Genomic DNA, 18606 nt, shown 5'->3' with positions numbered 1-18606 from the left:
CAGCAGGCAGCCGTCCCCTCGACCACCCCGATCGTCCCAACGAGCGACCGGGGATGGGGGTACGCCGTACTCATAATCTGCCATGAGTGACCGCGGCCACGTCACGCGGGGCCGACCGGGGGACGTCAGGAGGAGGTCGGCCGCGGCCCGGTGTAGACCGCGCGCGGGCGCAGCATCCGCCCGCGCGCGTACTCCTCCATCCCGTGTGCCAGCCAGCCCGCCGTCCGGGCCACCGCCGTGATCGCAGCTCCGGCGCCGGGCACCATGTCCGCGACGCGGACGAGACACGCCACGGCGAGGTCGACGTTGGGGGCCGGGAGCTTGCGGCGCGCGGCCTCCGCGACGACGGCCTCGGCCGCGGCCAGCCGCCCGTCGCCCGGCACCGCCGACCGCAGGAGCTCCACCAGCCGGACTCCGCGACCGTCGGCACCGGTGTAGATGCGGTGCCCGAGGCCGGGGATGCGATCGCCGCGGCGCAGCCGGTCGCCGATCACGCGCGCCGCGTCGGAGGGGCCGCGCATCTCCGCGAGCATCCGCTCGGCCGCGAGCGACGCGCCGCCGTGCAACGGGCCGGAGAGCACGCCGAGCCCGGCGAGCACCACCGCGTACGGGTCGGCACGCACGGACGCGGCCACGCGGGCGGCGAGCGTGGAGGCGGCCAGCTCGTGGTCGGCGAGCAGCACCATCGTGGCCTCGAGCACGTCGAGCAGGCCATCCGGTGGCCGGGCGGTGAGCCGGCTCCAGAGCCTCCTCGCGACGGGGCCGTCGAGCGGGGCACCGCCGTCCGGGACGGGCAGGCCCTCGACGAGCCCGGCCACGATCGTCTGCCCGGCCGCGATCACGGCGGGCGGGTCGAGCTGGAAGCGCAGCGGGTCCATGCCGGCCAGCACGGTGACGATCACCGGCATCCGGTCCAGCGGCGGCAGGTCACCGGGCAGCCCGCGCTGCGCGTCCCGCACCGCTGCCCGCGCCTCGGGCGCCACCCGCCACTGCGCCACCGGGTCGGTGAACGCCCCCGGCTCCCCCGTCCACAGCCAGGAGGCGACCTGCTCGTACCGCACCGTCCCGGCGAGCGCCAGCGCGTCGCGACCCCGGTAGTAGGGCCGGTCGCCCACGAGCGCGGTGAGCGCCGACTCGACCACCAGCTCGGTTTCCGCCGCGCGGCGCGGCCTGCCCCGGCGCGCGAGCTCGGCGACCTCGGCGGCGTCGAACACGCTCCGGCGCCCGTCACCGCCCGGCCGCCTGCGCAGGACGCCCCGGCTGACGTAGGCGTACAGCGTGGCCGGCTTGACCCCGAGCCTGCGCGCGGCCTCCGCTGCGTCGATCTCCATATGTTGATTTTAATCAATATTGATACACATAGCGGAATCTGTCAACGTCGAGGCATGCCACGAGTGCACTTCCTGGACGTCACCAACCGCGACGGCGTGCAGACCGCACGCACCGGCCTGTCCAAGTTCGGCAAGACGATGGTCAACTGGTACCTGGGCCGGCTCGGCGTGGCCCAGTCCGAGATCGGGTTCCCGTTCCTGCGCCACGAGGTGCCCTACGTGCGGGCGCAGGTGGCGCTGGAGAAGGCGGGCGCGTTCGGCGACCTGCGCCTCGCCGGCTGGTGCCGGGGCGTCGCCGCCGACGTCGAGAAGGCCGTGCCGCTCGGGTTGCGGCACTACAACCTGTCGATCTCCACGTCCGACTACATGATCGAGAACAAGTTCCGGGGCAAGCTGGACCGCGACGCGATCATCCGGGAGATGACGGCGGCGGTGCGCGCCGCGAGGTCGGGCGGCGCCGAGACGGTCGGGGTGAACGCCGAGGACGGGTCCCGCACCGACGACGGGTTCCTGCGGGAGTTCGCCCTCGCCGCCAAGGAGGCGGGCGCCGACCGGGTCCGCTACTGCGACACGATCGGGGGCGACACCCCCGGCCGCATCCGGGAGCGCTTCGCCACGCTCGCGGCCGCCACCGCGATGCCCGTCGAGACGCACTGCCACAACGACCTCGGCATGGCCGTGGCCAACTCGGTGTCCGGCGCACTCGGCGACCTCGACGCCGGGCAGGACGCCTGGATCAACACGTGCGTCAACGGGATCGGGGAGCGTTCGGGCAACGCCGACCTGCTGTCGTCGATCCTCGCCTTCGAGCACGGGTTCGGGATCGACGCGGAGATCGGCGACGCGCTCGACCTGACCTGGGCCCGCCGGTTCGGGCTGTGGGCGAGCTACGCGTTCGGCCAGCCGCTGCCCTACAACCAGGTGGGCGTGGGTCGCAACGCCTTCGCGCACGAGTCGGGCATCCACGCCGACGGCGCCCTCAAGGACCACGGCAACTACGAGCTCTACGACGAGGCCACCCTCGGCCCGTTCCCCGACGACCGGCACACCCGCCCCGGTCGCGTCGTGCTCACGGGCGAGTACGGCGGGAAGGCCGGGTTCCGCCACGTCATGGACGGCCTGGGCGTCGAGCCTGCCGACGAGGAGCGCTCGTTCGAGCTCGTGCAGCTGTGCAACGCGATGACCGGCCGCCCGTTGACGGACGACGAACTGCGCCTGATCGCGACCTACCCGAGGGAACTCTCGCTGCTCTTCCCCGGCCAGCTCGACTGAGCCGCGGCGATATCGCTTCCAGATCGCACGAACGGCACTTTCGTCCGATAGGTCCGCACGAGAGTGCCGTTCGTACAACGGATTCGCTGTTCCCTGAACCGGACGATCGGTGGGACGCTCCTCGTCACGGCGAGAGGAGAAGCGGTGGACGGGCGCGAAGGCGTGGAGGCGTTTGGCTACGAGCAGGAGCTCAAACGGTCGCTCTCCTTCACCGACCTGCTGGTCTACGGCCTGATCTTCATGGTGCCGATCGCACCGTTCGGCATCTTCGGCAGCGTCTACCAGGCCTCGGGCGGGATGGTCGCACTCGCCTACGCCATCGGCATGCTGGCGATGGCGTTCACCGCGGCCTCCTACGCGCAGATGGCGCGGGCCTTCCCGATGGCGGGTTCGGTATACGCGTACGCGGGCCGGGGCATCGCGCAGCCCGTCGGCTTCCTCGCCGGCTGGATGGTGTTGCTCGACTACGTGCTCGTGCCCGGGCTGCTGTACCTCATCGCCGGGATCGCGATGAACTCGACGGTGCCGGCCATACCGGTGTGGCTGTGGATCGTGGGCTTCGTCGTGCTCAACACGGCCGTCAACTACCTCGGCATCGAGATGACCGCGCGCGTCAACAGGATCATGCTCGCGGCGGAGCTCGTGGTGCTCGCGATCTTCCTGGTCATCGGCATCGTCGCGCTGGCGGGCGGCGCGGGACGCGGGTTCGACTTCGGCCCGGTCTACGACAGCAGCACGTTCTCGGTGGGCCTCGTGTTCGGCGCGGTCTCGATCGCCGTGCTGAGCTTCCTCGGGTTCGACGGCATCTCCACGCTCGCGGAGGAGAACCGGGAGTCGGCCCGCTCGATCGGCAAGGCGATGATCGGCGCGCTCGCGGTCGCCGGCACGCTGTTCATCGTGCAGACCTGGGTGGCGGCGCTGCTCGTGCCCGACCCGGCGGCGCTCGTCGCCGACGGCGACCCGGGCGGCACGGCGTTCTACGACGCCGCCGCCGTGGCCGGTGGGCCGTGGCTCGCCACGCTCACGGCCGTCGCCACCGCGATCGCATGGGGGTTCGCCAACTCCCTCGTCGCGCAGGCCGCGACGTCACGGCTGCTCTTCGCCATGGCCCGCGACCGCCAGCTGCCCGCGGTGCTCTCCCGCGTGCACCCCACCCGCCGCGTACCGGTGAACGCCACGCTGCTGGTCGCCGCAGTCTCGCTCGTCCTCGGCATCGCGATGAGCACCCGCGACGACGGCATCACCCTGCTGTCCACGCTGGTCAACTTCGGCGCGCTCTCGGCGTTCCTCGTGCTGCACGTCTCGGTGGTCGTCCACTTCGCCGTGCGGCGGCGCAGCACCGACTACTGGCGCCACCTCGCCGTGCCGGTGATCGGGTTCGCGATCCTCGCCTTCGTCGTGGTGAACGCCCAGGTCGCGGCGCAGACGCTCGGGTTCGTCTGGCTGCTGGTCGGCCTCGTCCTGCTCGGCGTCCTGCTGGCCACCGGGCGGCGTCCCACAACGGTCACGGAGGAGCGCCCCTGACCGGCGCCCGCCAGGAGTGCCGCGACGACGGCGCGCAGGTGTCCAAGGCGTCGGACGCACCGGTCGGCCCACGATCATGAACCGACGCCTGTCCTCCACCGCATTCGGGAGACGGTGCGATGGTCGCCTGGGAAGGCGGTGCACGGCCCCGGACAGCGCGCCGCAGCCCTCCAGCCGTATCCCGACCGAGATGATCCCGCTCCCCGTCACAAGCGCGGAGTAGCCGGTCGTCGGGTCGCGAACGCCGTGCTGGACACGAGCCCCGAGGCCTGCAGCCCGGTAGTCGTGCAGGTCAGGCGACCGCAGCTGGGGAGCCGGCCCGTCCGTCACCGCCTGACAGGCGTGGGCGCAGGCCGGCCCGTATACCGCCGGAGGGTTGCCGAAGCACGCGCCAAGCGCGATCCTTCGAGGTGACGCAAGCCGGCTACGCGAGGAGGCGTGGCAATGGGAGCGATGCGTAGCGGTGGCGACTTCCGCGCCGGACTCGGTGGAGAGCTGCTGTCCGAGTTCCTCGGGACGTTCGTCCTCATCCTGCTCGGTTGCGGGTCGGTCGCCGTGGCGGTGGCGGGGCTGCCCGGATCCGGGCGGCAGTCGACGCCCTTCGACGCCGCCAACTGGTTGATCGTCGCATTCGGCTGGGGCATGGCGGTCGTCTTCGGCGTCTACGTCGCGGGCGGGGTGAGCGGCGCCCACATCAACCCGGCGGTCACCTTGGGTTTCGCGGTGAGACGGGGCTTCCCCTGGCGCAAGGTGGGGCCCTACTGGGTCGCCCAGCTGATCGGGGCGTTCGCCGCTGCGGCGCTGGTCTACGCCTTGTACGCACCCGCTATCGATGCCTTCAACACCGCCAACGGCATCGCGTCCCGCGCCCAGTCCGTGCCGACGTTCGCGATCTTCGCCACCTTCCCAGCCGAATATTTCCAGGGGGGCTGGTGGGGTCCGCTGCTCGACCAGATCGTCGGCACGGCGGTCCTCGTCGCCCTCGTCGCAGCGTTGATCGACGCCCGCAACCAGGCCCCCCTGTCGAACCTGGCCCCGTTCCTGATCGGCCTGGTCGTTCTGGCAATCGGGCTCAGCATCGGCACCAACGCCGGATACGCCATCAACCCGGCCCGCGACCTCGGGCCCCGTTTGTTCACCTGGATCGCCGGATGGGGAGGCCTGGCATTCCCCGGCGCGGGGCCGTGGTTCGGCATGTACTGGTGGATCCCGATCGCCGGTCCTCTGATCGGCGGGGTGGTAGGGGTCTTCGTGTACGACTTCTTCATCGGCGGCGTACTCGCTGCCAGGCTCGCCGCGGCGCAGGAGGAGCGCGAGCCGACACCAGAGGTCGGCCGCGTGCCAGGAGCCGACGAGCGCGACCGGCGTTAGACCGTGTCGACGACCGCCGAGCCGACGGCGTCCACGAGTTCTTTCTCGCCCCGCCCCTGATCCGCCCGTGATCGATTCATGCTGGCGGACGCTCGGGGTGTGGCAGGCGGGAGGCGCGGGCGCGGTGCGCCGAGTAGAGGCCGAGGCCGGCCAGCACCAGGGCGAGCGGTGGGAACCAGAACGCCGCCCCGACGGCCAGCACGAGGTTGACCCCGGCGATCCGCACCCAGTTCCGGCGCACGGGGTCGGCAGGCTGCGCCTCCCGCGGCCCGACGGGCGGACGGCGCAGCGCGAACCCGAGCTGCACCAGCGCGAGCCCGGCGAAGACGGCGGCCCACACCGGCGCCCCGTCGGCGACGTGCCACACCGACAGCACCGCGAGGCAGGCGGTGGCGACGGCGCTGCCGGGCCTCACGGCGCTCCCCCGCCCCTCAGACGAACAGCTGCCACGTCGAGACCACCCCCAGCACCGTCAGCAGGATCCCGGACAGCAGCACCCACCACCGGCCGGCCGGGGTGAGGCGGTAGGCCGGGGGCAGGACCTTCCGTTCGGTCCACAGGATGGCCAGGCAGAACAGCCCCGATGTGAGCAGGCCGCCGAGCACCGAGGCCGGCGTCACGATCACCACGAGCTCGCCGACCGTCCACACCAGCGCGAGGCTCGCGATCAGGATGTAGCCGTACATCCACGGCCGCAGGGCGCGCTGCCCGGCGCGGCGCAGCCGCCCGAACACCGGCGAGAGCGTCTCGTACGCGGTGTAGGTGTAGAGCTCCCAGAACGCGTACAGCGAGCCGAAGAACGCGAAGAAGACCGCGACGTAGTAGAGGTACTCGAGCGTGGGGTGCACGGCCGTGAGGAAACCGGCCTGGTAGGTGAGGGTGTCGTTGCCCTCGGGGATCAGCTGCTCCGCCGCCAGCAGGGACGCCCCGTTGATCATGAACATGCAGGCGAACACCACGATCGCGACGAACGACAGCACCGTGTCGCCCAGGGGGGCGCGGCCCCAGGCCCGCCCGCGCGCCACCTGCTCCGGCTCCTCGGACAGCGGCAGCCGCGCCCCGCGGGGCAGGGCCGCGAGCCGCTCGGCCACCCCGGTCTGGTCGGCCCGCCCGAGCATGCCCCAGCGCTTCTCGCGCAGCATGCCCGCGTAGCCGATGTAGTCGTACGTGCCACCGCCGACCGCGCCCAGGTACACGGCGAGCTCGAGCCACACGGAGCGCTCGGCGACGTCCGGGTAGACGCCTGCGACCCAGCCGTTGTACTCCGGGACGGTCGGCAGCAGCCCGGCGAGCGCGGCGAGCCAGTCCGGCTGCAGCACGACGACGCTCACGGCGATGGCGAGCAGCATGAACCCGACGATCACGGTCTGGGCGGTCTCCAGGCGCTGGTAACCGCCGAGCCACGAGAGGATCCCGGACAGCACGATCAGGCCGGTGGCCCACAGTGCGCCGGTGCCGATCGCGGTGATCGTCGCCATCAGGTCGCCGAGCGCCACGCCGAGCCCACCGACCCACGACGGGACGGCCGCGATCGACAACACGCCCATGAGCAGGGTGAACCAGCCGCGCGGGCCGCGGAACAGGGTGGCCCAGCGCGCCATCGGGTGCTCGCCGGTGACCACGGTGTACCGGTTGAACGAGTACGCGAGCGCCGCCTTGGCCGCCGCCGACACCAGGAACGCCCACAGCAGCGCGTACCCGAAGAGCGCACCCCCGCGCGCCGCGAACACCATCTCGCCGGTTCCGATGTTCGCCGAGGCGACGATCGCGCCGGGCCCCAGCACGGACAGGGCGGTGACCAGGGTGAGCCTGCGCCGCAGGTTCGGTGGCGGCTCGGGATAGGTGAGGAGATCGGTCGTCTCGGACGGGTTCGTCCCGGATGGGGTCGTCACAGCCGCTCCTTTGCGGTTGTCATTCGGGGGACATCTCGCGTTCCATGTCGTGCAGCTTCTGCACCCGGCGCCGGAAGGCCGGGTCGGTGCTGAACCGTGCGGCGAGGAACTCCTCCAGCACCTGCGCCGCGATCGCGGGACCCACCAGCCACGCCCCGATGCACACGACGTTGACGTCGTCGTGCTCCACCGCCTGGCGCGCGGTGTAGGTGTCGTGCGCGACGGTCGCGCGAATCCCGGCGACCTTGTTGGCGGCGATCGCGGCACCGACGCCGGTGCCGCACACCAGCACGCCCCGGTCGGCCTCGCCCGCCCGCACCGGGGCGCACACGGCCTTGGCGACGTCGGGGAAGTCCACCGGATCGGCGCTCTGCGCGCCGACGTCGAGCACCTCGTGCCCGAGCCCGTCGAGCACGGAGCGCACGTGCTCCTTGAGCGGGAAGCCGGCGTGGTCGTTGCCGAGGACGATGCGCATGCTCCTCCTGTTCAGCCGGGGTTCCGGCGTACGTCGTCGAGCCAGGCCAGCGACTCGGGTGAGGTGCCGGGGAAGACCTGGTCCGCCTCGAGCAGGAAGCTGCGGTCACCGTGGTGGGCGAGCTCCTCGTGCACCGCGGCCGGGTCGCCCGCCTCGACGAGCTCGAGGATGCGGCGGTGGCGCCGGGCGTCTCCGGCGAGGGTCTCGTGGGTGCTGCGGGCGCGGCGGTTCATCGCCATGCACAGGTGCAGCTGCAACGCCAGCGACCGGTAGGCCTCCTCCAGCCTGCGGTGCCCCGCCAGCCCGACGACGGCGACGTGGAAGGCGAACCCGCGCTCGGTCACCGCGGCCGCGTCGCCCGCTTCGGCGGCCCGGTGCAGGGCCTCGTACGCCGTCCGGCAACGCTCGATGCGCTCGGGCGCGTGGCAGGGCACCCCGAGGTCGACGGCGAGGCGCTCGAGGTCGTGGCGGAGCGTGACGATCTCGTAGACGTCGTGCAGCGTGAGCGGGGTCACCACCACCCCGCGGCGCGGGCTGCGCACGACGAGCCCCTCCTGCTCGAGCACGCGCAGGGCCTCGCGGAGCGGTGGCTTGCTGACGCCCAGCGCACCGGCGATCTGGTTCTCCACGACCCGGTCACCGGGCCGCAGCTCGCCCGACAAGATCATCTTCCGGACCGCGTCCGCGGCGAGCTGCGTGATGCTCGGCGGCGCCTCGATGCGCCTGCCGACGGGGTCCGGCACGGCACCTCCTGGAAGCGATTCCCGCGTGACCCTTGTCTCCTGGCGCCGAACTTCTGTAGACAGTAGTTCAGCTTGCCAGTGCCGCCAAGACTCCGGAGGTCCGCGTGCTCGACCCGGACGCCCAACCCCCGCTCGCCGGCATCACGGTGCTGGAGGTCGGCGCGTTCATGGCAGCGCCCTTCGCGACCATGCAGCTCGCCGACCTCGGCGCCACCGTCCTCAAGATCGAGGCGCCAGGCGCGGGCGACCCGGTGCGGGCCACCGGCCCGTTCGTCGAGGGGCACAGCTCGCCGTTCGCGCGGCTCAACCGCAACAAGCGCTCGGTGGTGCTCGACCTGAAGTCCGACGCCGGGCGGGAGGCGCTGCTGCGGCTCGCCGCCTCGGCCGACGTGCTGGTCGAGAACCTGCGGCCGGGCGCGATGCGCAAGCTCGGGCTCGACCACGAGAGCGTGCGCTCGGCGGCCCCGCACCTCGTCTACGCGTCGGCGTCCGGGTGGGGCCAGGACGGTCCGCTGGCGCCGCTTCCCGGGCTGGACATCATGGCGCAGGCCCGCGGCGGCCTGATGAGCATCACCGGAACGCCCGACGGGGAGCCCACGAAGGTCGGCGTGCCGATCTGCGACCTCGTGTGCGCGCTCTACGTCGCACTCGCGGTCACCGCCGCCCTGCGCGAGCGCGACCGCACCGGGCTCGGGCAGTACATCGACGTCTCGCTGCTGGAGGCGGGCGTGTCGTTCGCCGTCTGGGAGGCGGGCCGGTACTTCGCGACCGGGGAGGTCGGCCGCCCGCTCGGGTCTGCGCACCAGAGCAGCGCGCCCTACCAAGCGGTCCGCACCGCGGACGGCCACGTCACCCTGGGGGCCGTCACGCCGAAGACGTGGGCGGGCCTGTGCGGGGTGCTCGGGCTCACCTCCCTGCAGGACGACCCGCGCTACGCCGACGCGTTCACCCGGCACGCGCACCGCGAGGCGCTGGTCGCCGAGATCGAGGACGTGACGCGGGGCTGGACCAGCGCCGAGCTCGTGCGGGCGCTCGACGGGGCCGGCGTGCCGTGCGCGCCGATCGCCGACTACGCGGACGTGTTCACCGACGAGCACCTGAACCGGCGCGGCTACTTCTGGGACGCCGAGCACCCCGTGCTCGGGCCGGTGCGGCAGCTGGGTTCGCCGATGCGCTTCTCGCGCACGCCGGCCGTCCAGGGCGCCGCGGGCCCACTGCTCGGAGAGGGAACGGCCGACGCGCTGAGGGCGGTCGGCTACTCCGAGAACGAGATCACCGAGCTCACCGCGCGGGGCAGCGTCGCCCCTCCGGATGCGCGGGACAGGGAGGATCCGGCATGAGGAACCGTGCAGCTACCAGGACCGCACTGGCGGTCGCCATCGTCGGCGCGCTCGCGCTCGCCGGCTGCGGCGGCAACGGCGGTGGCCGCGACACCGGCGGGGGCTGGAAGCCCGACGGCGACGTCACGATGGTCGTGCCGTTCGCCGCAGGCGGCGGCAGCGACCGCGCCGGGCGCGCCCTCGCCGCTGCGATCGAGGCGGCCGACCCGGACGTCAGCGTCTCCGTCGAGAACCGGGAGGGTGGTTCCGGCGCGGTCGGCTACTCCTACTTCCTCGGACGCAATGGCGACCCCGAGACCCTGCTCGCCACCGAGACGGCGCTGCTGGCGCTGCCCGAGACCGGGGACGTCCAGTTCACCTTCGAGGACTTCACCCCGATCATGAAGATCGCCGAGGACTTCACCCTCCTCGTCGTGCCGGCCGCGGCGCCGTACCAGACCTGCACGGACGTGGTGAACGCCGCGCGCGGGCAGCGCGTCGTCGCCGGGATCAGCGGCCAGACCGGGCTGGACAACATCGTCTTCTCCCTCACCGAGAACAAGACCGGGGCGAAGTTCGACCGGGTGGCCTTCGAGTCCGGCGGGGAGCTCATCGCCGCGCTGCTCGGCGGGCAGATCGACATAGCCTCGCTCAACCCGGGCGAGGTGATCGGGCAGCTCGAGTCGGGCGACCTGCGCGCGCTGTGCGCGTTCGCCGAGAAGCGCTACGACTACGGGGCGCTGAAGGACATCCCGACCGCCACCGAGCAGGGCATCCCCGTCTCCTTCGCCCAGTTCCGCGGCGTGCTCGCCCCGGGCGGCATCAGCGACGAGCAGCGCACGTACTGGATCGACACGATGCGGCGCGCCCTCGACACCGACGAGTACCGCAAGTACGTCCAGGACAGCTACCTCCAGCCGATCAACGCGGCCGGGCCGGAGTTCGTCGACTACCTGAACCGCAACCGGACCGTGCTGCAGGAGGCGCTGAAGCAATGAACGACGCGGCAAGCCCGGCTCCCACAGCACAGGCCGTGGCGTTCGGCGTGCTGGCCGTCCTCGGCGCGGTGGTGTTCGGAACCTCGTTCGGCTACGGCATCCTCGGCGACGAGGGGCGGGTGGGCCCCGGCCTGCTCCCGATGGTCACCGGCCTGCTGCTCCTGCTGCTCGGCGGCGGACAGCTGCTCGTCCGGCTCCGGCGCACGGGCGGGGTGACCGAGCCCCGAGAGCCGGACGCGGGCGTGGACGTCTTCGGGCGCACCGAGTCGCAGCGCGTGCGGCAGCTGTGGACGGTGGTGGTCGCCACGCCGGTCGCGGTGCTGCTGGTTCCCCTGCTCGGGTTCCTGCCGGCGCTCGGCGTGCTGGTGCTGTTCATCGCGGCGGTGGTCGAGCGGCGGCCTCCGCTCGTGGCGCTCGCCATCGCGGCGGTCGCGATCGCCGCCGGCTACGGCGTGTTCATGGAGTTCCTGGACGTCCCGCTCCCGACCGGTGCGGTCGGCGACCTGCTGGGGTGGTGAGCGGTGCTCGACAACCTGCTGCTCGGCTTCGAGACCGCCCTGACGGTCGAGAACCTGCTGTGGTGCTTCGTCGGCGTGCTGGTCGGCACCGTGATCGGGGTGCTGCCCGGGCTGGGCTCCACCACCGGGGTCGCGATCCTGCTGCCGCTCACCCTCTCGCTCGAGCCGGTGACGGCGCTGATCATGCTGGCCGGCATCTACTACGGCTGCCAGTACGGCGGCACGATCACCTCGGTCCTCATCTCCACACCCGGCGAGGCCTCCACCGTCGTCACGACGATCGACGGCTACCAGATGGCGCGGCGGGGACGCGCCGGCGCGGCGCTGGCGATCTCCGCGATCGGCTCCTTCGTCGCCGCGATCGTGTCGCTCGTCCTGCTCATGGCGCTCGCTCCCCCGTTCGCCGACTTCGCGCTGCGGTTCGGCCCGCCGGAGATGCTCGCCGTGATGGTGCTCGGGCTCGCGACGATCGTCAGCTTCTCCGGCGAGAACCGGCTGCTCGGCGCCACGATGGCCGTGCTCGGACTGATCATCGCGCTGGTGGGCGTCGACACCGGCAGCGGCGTCGCCCGCTACACGTTCGGCTCGGTCGACCTGCTGTCCGGCATCCCCTTCGTCGAGGTGATGATCGGGCTGTTCGCGGTGGGCGAGGTGCTGAACCAGATCCACGAGGGCGCCGCCGCGCCGATCAGGGCGCGATTCCGGGAGCTGCTCATCGGGCGGGAGGACCTGCGCCGGTCCGCGGGGCCGATCCTGCGCGGCAGCGGTCTCGGGTTCCTGTTCGGCTGCCTGCCCGGCGCCGGGTCGACGCTGGCGTCGTTCATGGCGTACGGGATCGAGAAGCGGGTCTCCAAGCGCAAGGACGAGTTCGGCAGCGGCGCGATCGAGGGCGTCGCGGCGCCGGAGAGCGCCAACAACGCCGCCGCCAACGCCAACTTCGTGCCGACGCTCACCCTCGGCGTCCCCGGCGGCGCGACCACGGCCGTGCTGCTCGGCGCGTTCACGATCTACGGCATCCAGCCCGGGCCGCTGCTGTTCGACCAGCAGCCGGAGCTGGTGTGGGGCCTGCTCGCCTCGTTCTTCATCGGCAACGTGATCCTGCTCGTGCTCAACCTGCCGCTCGCCCCGGTGTTCGCGCAGCTCCTGCGGGTGCCCTACGGCTACCTCTACCCGCTGATCCTCTTCACGAGCCTCCTCGGTGCCTACGCGATCTCCAACAACATGTTCAGCGTGTGGGTGGTGCTCGTGTTCGGCCTCGTCGGGTACGCGTTCAAGCGGCTGGGCTTCCCCACGGCGCCGCTCGTGCTGGGGCTCGTGCTCGGCCCGCTGTTCGAGAAGGCGCTGGTGCAGACGAGCGCGATCGGCGACGGGAACCTGCTGATCGTCTTCACCCGGCCGCTGAGCGTCGTGGTGCTCGTGATCGCGGTGCTGCTGCTGGTCGGCCCGGCCGTGCTCGCCCGGCTGAGGTCCGGCCGCCGCGCGCAGGACGGCACGCTCATCGGGTCCTGACGCGGGATGTCAGCAAAGCCACTTTCGCGACGCCAGACGTCATGAAAGTGGCTTTGCTGGCATGTAGGAGTTCGCCTCCACGAGCTCGCGGCCGAGCCGGACCAGCTCGGCGCGGACCTCCGGCGGCCCCTCCACCTGCACCGTCGCCCCCCAACCGGCGAGCGTCTGGGCGATCATCAGCGGGGTCGGGGCCGCCACGCGGACCCGGGCGCGGCCGTCGTCGAGGGTCTCGAGGACCTCGCTGTGGCGCCCGAAGTGGTCGCGCAGCACCGGCACGAGGCGCGCCGGGAGCAGCACGGTGGCGCTGAGCAGTGACCGCCTGCGCTCCACCTCGTCGACGATCTCGCCCCACGCCGCGGCGAGCTCGAAGTCGGCGGGCCGGTCAGCGGGCTCGTCGGTGACCGCGGCGGCCACGATGCGCTCGGCGCGGAACGTGCGCCGCCCCTTCTCGGTGCCCGCCACGAGGTACCAGACGTCGTCCTTGTCCACGAGGCCCCACGGGTCGACCAGCCGGGAGCTCCGGTTCCGAGCCCGGTCGATGTACTCCAGCCGCACCTTGCGCCTGCGCACCACCGCCCGCTGCAGGACGTCGACGACGGCCGGGCGTTCGCGCTCCCGCGCACCCCACCCCGCCGGGTCGACGACCACGGCGTCCGCAGCCGTCTCGGCGTCGGCGCGGAACGGCCCGGGCAGGGCCCGCACGAGCTTGCGCAGCGCGGACCGCACCTCCGGCGCGGCGGCCGCCGCCGGTCCGGCGAGCAGGAAGAGCGCCTGCGCCTCGCCCTCGGTGAGCCCGCTGAGATCCGTCCTGGCCCCGCCGAGCAGCTGCCAGCCGCCACCGCGGCCCGGCTGCGCGTACACCGGCACGCCCGCCGCCGAGAGCGCCTCGAGGTCCCGCCGGGCCGTCGCGACCGACACCTCGAACTCGCCTGCCAGCTCCGCGGCGGTCACCCGACCGCGGGCCTGCATCAACAGCAGGATCGCCACCAGCCGGTCCGCTCGCACGCCGGAAGTGTGCCGGAGGCGGGTGCCGCGAACCCACGGGTGCGCGGAGGGCGCCCGGGACGGCGTGCAAAGCTGGGGCGGCACGCCAGGACGACCCGAGGTGATCTGGAACACACGGCACTGGGCGAGCCGCCGCCCGGTCGTCCATCGTTCGATCAGCCGGGTAGAGGGACCGACCATGACGTGGCGACGGGGGGAGGGAACAGGATGGACGCAACCGGCGCGCGCACCAGCGCCGGGCCCGCGGGGATCACCGGGACCGCCGAGGACGCCACGGCCGGACCGTCCCGCCCGGTCGGCCGGGCCGACGCCACGGGCCCGCTGCCCGTCCAGACGCCCGCCGATCCCACCGGCCCGCTGCCGGCTCCTCAGGCCGGAACCTGGTTCGACTCCGGATCCGCCGCCGACACGGCCGCCCAGCCCGCGGTCACCACCGACGGGTCCCCGCCCTCCTGGTTCGCGACCGGGCCGCTCCCGGCGGTCCGCCCGGCAGCGGACACCGCCACGCCGCCATCCGGCGCCGTCGCTCCCCCGGCGGCGAGCGGGCTGTTCGAACCCGCGACCGACCCGCAGCCCGCCACGGCCGCACCGACCCCGCCGACCGGGACCGTTCCCGTCGCCGGTCCGGACGGGGCGGCGCCTCCGCCCACCGGCGTCATCCCCGTCGTCGGCCCGCCTCCCCCGGCCGACCCGTCCCCGCCGACGGGCGCCGTACCGGTCACCGCCCCACCCACCCCCGCCGGGCTCTTCACACCGGCCACGCCGCCGACCGCGGGTGGTGCGGCCGACCTCTTCACACCGGCCACCCCACCGCCGCCCCCGGCGGCACCGGAACCGCCGACCGGCCTCTTCGCCGCGGTCGCGCCGCCACCCGCCACCGTGCCGGCCACCGGCCCGCCTGCTCCGGCCGCGCCGCCGTCGCCTGCCGGGCCGGTGTGGCCCGCCGATGCCACCGGACCCATGCCGGTGGTCGGCGCCCCGGGCCGCCCGCCGGACGCGTCCGCGCCACCGGCCGAACCGGCCGCGCCGCAGCCTCCTCCCCGGGTGCCCGTGGCCCCGCCCCGCACGGACGCCTGGGCGTTCGTCCCGGAACCGGCCCCGCCCGCCCGCACGGACGCCTGGTCGCCCCCCGCGGACGACCGCAGGCCCGATGGCCCGCAGGCGCCGCCCCCGAGTGGAGGGCATTCCACGGCCCTGACCATGGTGTCGAGCTCGAACACCGCCCCCACGCGGGCGAAGCGCCGGGCCTGGCCGCTCACCGTGGTCGGCGTCCTCGTGGCCGTCGCGGCCGGGATCGCGCTCGTGTTCTCGGTCGCCCGCACGAACCCCGCCGACCTCGCCGCATCGGCCGCCTCCGACGCGGGCAGCTGGCCCGGTGCGCACTACCAGGGTGCCGTCGCCGCGAACGACGGCGGCGAGATCACCGTCGACCTGACGGTCACCCCGGACGGCGCGTCGGGCACCCTGAGCCGCGACGGCGGCCAGGCCACCGCCGAGCTCCTCTCGGACCAGGACGGCGCCGTGATCCGCGCCAACCGGGAGTGGTGGCTGTACCACCACCCGACCCGCGCCGACGACCTCGCAGGCGCCTGGGTCGCCGCCCCGGACACCGAGACGCAGGAGATCGACCCGGTCCTGCACCTGAACGGTGCCGCGCTCGCCGACTACGTGCGCGGGGGGCAGCCCACCCGGTGGCAGGCACTGGAGCAGCAGCTGGTGGAGGGGCGGTCCGGGATCGTGCTCTTCGACGGCGCGCGGCGGGTCGTCGTCGGCGGCGAGGACGCCCACCCGTTGCTCGCCCTCGACGTCGCCCCGAACGCGAACACGCCGCCGGTGCCGGTCAGCAGGCCGACCGAGGAGCAGCTCGCCGCGGTGACCGGCGCCGCGGCCCGCGTCCGGCAGGAGGCGGCGCCCAAGACGCTGGCCCAGCTGCTGCAGGAGCGCCCGAACGTCGGCATCCAGCTGCAGCCCGACCCCCTCTGCACCGCGCAGACCTGCAACGTCACCGTCACGGTGACCAACTCCGGCACCGCGCCCGCCCGCGGACGGCTCGAGGTGTCCGCCGACGGCAAGGTCGTCGCCAACCACCCCCTCGACGTGCAGCCCGGCCAGGTGGCGACGTTCACGGCCACCGCGCCCAACCCCCAGTTCGCCCAGCCGGGCGCGGCCGGCCGGATCCTCTGGGAGACCCGCGCCGTCGACGACTGAGCCGCGACCGCCGCCGAGCGTCACACACCAACTTTGGTGCTGACACATGAACTGCAGTTGGTGTGCGAGCACCGTTGTTGGTGTGCGGGCGGGGGTGGGAGGCGTCAGCAGCGCTTCTCGAACCAGTGGCGGGCGTAGGCCTCGTCGTTGAACGCGGGGACCTCGGTGTAGCCGGCCGAGCGGTAGAGGGCGATCGCCTCGGCGAGCGCGCGGTTCGTCTCGAGGCGCAGGAGGCGGGCGCCGGCCTTCGCGGCGTGGGCCTCCAGCTCGCCGAGCAGCCTCCTGCCCAGCCCGGTGCCGCGCACGGTGGACGACACCCACATCCGCTTGATCTCGCACACCCGCTCGGCCTCGAACCCCGGGCCGAACCGCAGCGCACCGCAACCCACCGGCTCCGCGCCGAGCCGCGCGACGAGCAGGAGCCCCGCCGGCGGGCGCAGCCCGTCGTCCGGCGCGGGGTTGCTCCGGTCGGCGTCGAAGCCGGCGTCGAACCGGCTGTCGAGCTCGGCGAAGTACGCGGCGACGCAGTGCCGCGCGTCCGGGTGGGCCGGGTCGGTGACCGCGATCTCGATCACCCCGGCCCGCAGGAGGCGCTCGACGTCGGCCATCGCGGCGGCCAGGCGGTCGCGCTGGTGCGGCGGGAGCGGCTCGAGCAGCGCGGCAGCGACGTCATCGCTGCGCCGGTCGAGCGCCTCCCGCTCGGCGAGCCCCTCCGGGGTGAGGCGGGCCAGCCGCACGCGCCGGTCCGACGGGTCCGGCTCGACGGTGACCAGTGAGTCGGCCTCGAGCGTGCGCAGCAGTCGGCTGAGGTAGCCCGAGTCGAGGCCGAGGTCGGCGCGCAATGTCCGCACGTCGCGCCCCTCCGGCCCGATCTCCCACAGCACGCGGGCCGCGCCGAGCGGCCGGCCGCGTCCGAGGAACTCGTCCTGGAGCGCACCGACCCGCTGCGTGACCGTGCGGTTGAACCGGCGCACCTGCGCCAGCGTCGCGGCGTCCATCCCCTGACTCTAGTCAGGAAATTCTGGGTGTCACCCGATCGGCCACATTCGCCGGGCGTCGCATCCACGAGGATCCCCTGCTCAGCCGGGTGACCGGGGCCACACTCGCCCGCGCAACGGCTTCCGATACCTGGTGCAACCCCGCTGAGCAGCGCAAACTCCGTCGATGACCTCCGTTCAGGATCTGCCGCGGGGGCACCGACCCCCAACGTGCACCTGCTCGCACGACGAGCCGTCAAGCCGCCACTCCGGTGATGCGATCCGCGATCACCACGCCGACTGCTGCACCTTCGTGGAGATCTCCCTCCGCGCCGGTGCCGACGCCACCCGGCTCGCGGGCGCCTGCCACCGCCACGACTGCCGCTTCGAAGACATGCTCGGGTGCCCCGCGTCCTGCATGGCGGCGGACCCCGACGCGATCCCGCACCCCCGAGCGAACGGCACCGCCGACCGCTAGGTGCGAGCGAGCGCGCCGTTCGCTCGCTTACTCGCCCAGAGTAGTATTTACTCATGCGAGTAACTGCTCCCTCGGAGCGGAGCTTCACCACCACCGCCCGGCGGGCGCAGATCGTCCGGGCCGCGATCGAGACGATCGCCGAGCTCGGGCTCAACCAGGCGTCGTTCGCCCGGATCGCGCAGCGGGCCGGGCTGTCGAGCACCCGGCTGATCTCGTACCACTTCGCCGGCAAGGACGACCTCATGCAGGCCGTCGTCGACGAGGTGTTCAGCAGCGCGGGTCAGTACATCGCGCCGTACGTCCTCGCGGAGCCGACGCCGTCGGCGAAGCTGCGCGGGTTCATCCGGGGCAGCGCCCGCTACTACACCGAGCACCGCCGGGACGTCGTCGCGGTGCGCGACGTGTGGGCGAACTTCCGCCACCCGGACGGCACCCCACGCTTCGGGGTGGACGCCCACGAGCCCGAGTTCGAGGTGGTCGCCCGGATCCTCCGTGAAGGACAGGCCCGCGGGGAGTTCCGGGAGTTCGACCCGCGGGTCGTGGCGATCACGCTCCGCCAGGCGTTGGACGGCCTCGCCGCCTTCGTCGCGACCGACCCCGATCTCGACGTCGAGTCCTACACGAGCGAGCTCATCGCCCTCTTCGACCGGGCCACCCGGGCATGACCCGGGTCCAGCAGCTGCTCGCGGACGACCCGCTGTGGCTGATCCTGCTGAAGGTGCTCGCGCTGTTCGTGCTCGGCCTGCTCACGACGATGTTCATGATCGTGCTGGAGCGCAAGGTGGTGGGCCGGATGCAGCAGCGTCCCGGCCCGAACCGGGTGGGCCCTGGCGGCTGGCTGCAGAGCCTCGCCGACGCCCTCAAGCTGGCGTTCAAGGAAGACATCATGCCGGTGATGGCCGACAAGCGGGTGTACTTCATCGCCCCGGTCATCTCGACGATCCCGGCGTTCGTGGCGTTCTCGGTGATCCCGTTCGGCGGCGAGG

The 18606-nt window shown here is 73.1% G+C and carries 18 protein-coding genes; 11 read left to right on the top strand and 7 right to left on the bottom strand.

Annotated features, from left to right (window positions below; genetic code table 11):
• Positions 1-125 precede the first annotated feature (125 nt).
• Positions 126-1331 carry a citrate/2-methylcitrate synthase gene (locus ABEA81_RS34345; protein ID WP_345611010.1) on the bottom strand — a complete coding sequence of 402 codons (1206 nt, stop codon included), beginning with the start codon at positions 1329-1331 and terminating at the stop codon, positions 126-128.
• Between the two features lie 54 nt (positions 1332-1385).
• Here ABEA81_RS34345 and ABEA81_RS34340 point away from each other — a divergent pair, with 54 nt between their 5' ends.
• From ABEA81_RS34340 to ABEA81_RS34330, 3 genes are all read left to right on the top strand, one after another.
• Positions 1386-2603 carry a LeuA family protein gene (locus ABEA81_RS34340; RefSeq protein WP_345611008.1) on the top strand — a complete coding sequence of 406 codons (1218 nt, stop codon included), beginning with the start codon at positions 1386-1388 and terminating at the stop codon, positions 2601-2603.
• Between the two features lie 144 nt (positions 2604-2747).
• On the top strand, positions 2748-4127 hold the full coding sequence (locus ABEA81_RS34335; protein ID WP_345611007.1) for an APC family permease: 1380 nt from the start codon (positions 2748-2750) through the stop codon (positions 4125-4127).
• Positions 4128-4571: 444 nt separating this feature from the next.
• A complete protein-coding gene (locus tag ABEA81_RS34330; RefSeq protein ID WP_345611006.1) occupies positions 4572-5498 on the top strand; it encodes an MIP/aquaporin family protein in 927 nt (308 codons plus the stop codon).
• Between the two features lie 76 nt (positions 5499-5574).
• Here ABEA81_RS34330 and ABEA81_RS34325 read toward each other — a convergent pair whose 3' ends face one another.
• The 4 genes from ABEA81_RS34325 to ABEA81_RS34310 are packed head-to-tail and all read right to left on the bottom strand — an operon-like array spanning position 5575 to position 8608.
• A complete protein-coding gene (locus tag ABEA81_RS34325) occupies positions 5575-5913 on the bottom strand; it encodes a hypothetical protein (RefSeq protein WP_345611004.1) in 339 nt (112 codons plus the stop codon).
• A 16-nt stretch (positions 5914-5929) separates the two neighbouring features.
• Positions 5930-7390: an Nramp family divalent metal transporter gene (locus ABEA81_RS34320; RefSeq protein WP_345611002.1), complete on the bottom strand. Its 1461-nt coding sequence runs from the start codon at positions 7388-7390 to the stop codon at positions 5930-5932.
• 19 nt (positions 7391-7409) lie between these two features.
• Positions 7410-7865, bottom strand: a complete 456-nt coding sequence (rpiB, locus tag ABEA81_RS34315) for a ribose 5-phosphate isomerase B (protein WP_345611001.1) — start codon at positions 7863-7865, stop codon at positions 7410-7412.
• Positions 7866-7876: 11 nt separating this feature from the next.
• Positions 7877-8608, bottom strand: coding sequence for a GntR family transcriptional regulator (locus ABEA81_RS34310; RefSeq protein WP_345610999.1), 732 nt, complete (start codon positions 8606-8608; stop codon positions 7877-7879).
• Between the two features lie 104 nt (positions 8609-8712).
• On the opposite strand from ABEA81_RS34310, the gene ABEA81_RS34305 reads away from it, so the two are divergent.
• The 4 genes from ABEA81_RS34305 to ABEA81_RS34290 are packed head-to-tail and all read left to right on the top strand — an operon-like array spanning position 8713 to position 12952.
• Complete coding sequence (locus ABEA81_RS34305; protein ID WP_345610998.1) at positions 8713-9948, top strand: CaiB/BaiF CoA transferase family protein; 1236 nt, start codon at positions 8713-8715, stop codon at positions 9946-9948.
• Positions 9945-10925 carry a tripartite tricarboxylate transporter substrate binding protein gene (locus ABEA81_RS34300; RefSeq protein ID WP_345610996.1) on the top strand — a complete coding sequence of 327 codons (981 nt, stop codon included), beginning with the start codon at positions 9945-9947 and terminating at the stop codon, positions 10923-10925. Before ABEA81_RS34305 ends, ABEA81_RS34300 begins: the two co-directional genes overlap by 4 nt.
• A complete protein-coding gene (locus tag ABEA81_RS34295; protein WP_345610994.1) occupies positions 10922-11443 on the top strand; it encodes a tripartite tricarboxylate transporter TctB family protein in 522 nt (173 codons plus the stop codon). The genes ABEA81_RS34300 and ABEA81_RS34295 overlap by 4 nt, the downstream gene beginning before the upstream one ends.
• Positions 11444-11446: 3 nt before the next feature.
• Positions 11447-12952 carry a tripartite tricarboxylate transporter permease gene (locus tag ABEA81_RS34290; RefSeq protein WP_345610993.1) on the top strand — a complete coding sequence of 502 codons (1506 nt, stop codon included), beginning with the start codon at positions 11447-11449 and terminating at the stop codon, positions 12950-12952.
• Between the two features lie 39 nt (positions 12953-12991).
• On the opposite strand, the gene ABEA81_RS34285 is transcribed toward ABEA81_RS34290, so the two are convergent.
• Positions 12992-13957: a helix-turn-helix transcriptional regulator gene (locus ABEA81_RS34285; RefSeq protein WP_345610992.1), complete on the bottom strand. Its 966-nt coding sequence runs from the start codon at positions 13955-13957 to the stop codon at positions 12992-12994.
• A gap of 207 nt (positions 13958-14164) precedes the next feature.
• Between ABEA81_RS34285 and ABEA81_RS34280 the strand changes: the two genes are divergently transcribed.
• A complete protein-coding gene (locus ABEA81_RS34280) occupies positions 14165-16165 on the top strand; it encodes a hypothetical protein (RefSeq protein ID WP_345610990.1) in 2001 nt (666 codons plus the stop codon).
• 104 nt (positions 16166-16269) lie between these two features.
• Here the strand turns inward: ABEA81_RS34280 and ABEA81_RS34275 are convergent, their stop codons facing one another.
• A complete protein-coding gene (locus tag ABEA81_RS34275) occupies positions 16270-17163 on the bottom strand; it encodes a bifunctional helix-turn-helix transcriptional regulator/GNAT family N-acetyltransferase (protein WP_345610989.1) in 894 nt (297 codons plus the stop codon).
• A 292-nt stretch (positions 17164-17455) separates the two neighbouring features.
• On the opposite strand from ABEA81_RS34275, the gene ABEA81_RS34270 reads away from it, so the two are divergent.
• The 3 genes from ABEA81_RS34270 to ABEA81_RS34260 form a co-directional block, all read left to right on the top strand.
• Positions 17456-17620, top strand: a complete 165-nt coding sequence (locus ABEA81_RS34270) for a hypothetical protein (protein WP_345610987.1) — start codon at positions 17456-17458, stop codon at positions 17618-17620.
• 53 nt (positions 17621-17673) lie between these two features.
• The gene (locus ABEA81_RS34265) at positions 17674-18285 is read left to right on the top strand and encodes a TetR/AcrR family transcriptional regulator (protein ID WP_345610986.1); all 612 of its coding nucleotides are present in this window, start codon (positions 17674-17676) and stop codon (positions 18283-18285) included.
• Positions 18282-18606: NADH-quinone oxidoreductase subunit H (locus ABEA81_RS34260; RefSeq protein ID WP_345610984.1), on the top strand; the 325-nt coding region annotated here is incomplete at its 3' end. The genes ABEA81_RS34265 and ABEA81_RS34260, both read left to right, overlap by 4 nt.

This window comes from Pseudonocardia adelaidensis (genome assembly GCF_039543345.1).
Classification (GTDB): Bacteria; Actinomycetota; Actinomycetes; order Mycobacteriales; family Pseudonocardiaceae; genus Pseudonocardia; species Pseudonocardia adelaidensis.
Note: the sequence above shows the minus strand (reverse complement) of the source record. Positions and strands in the feature narration are given on the sequence as shown.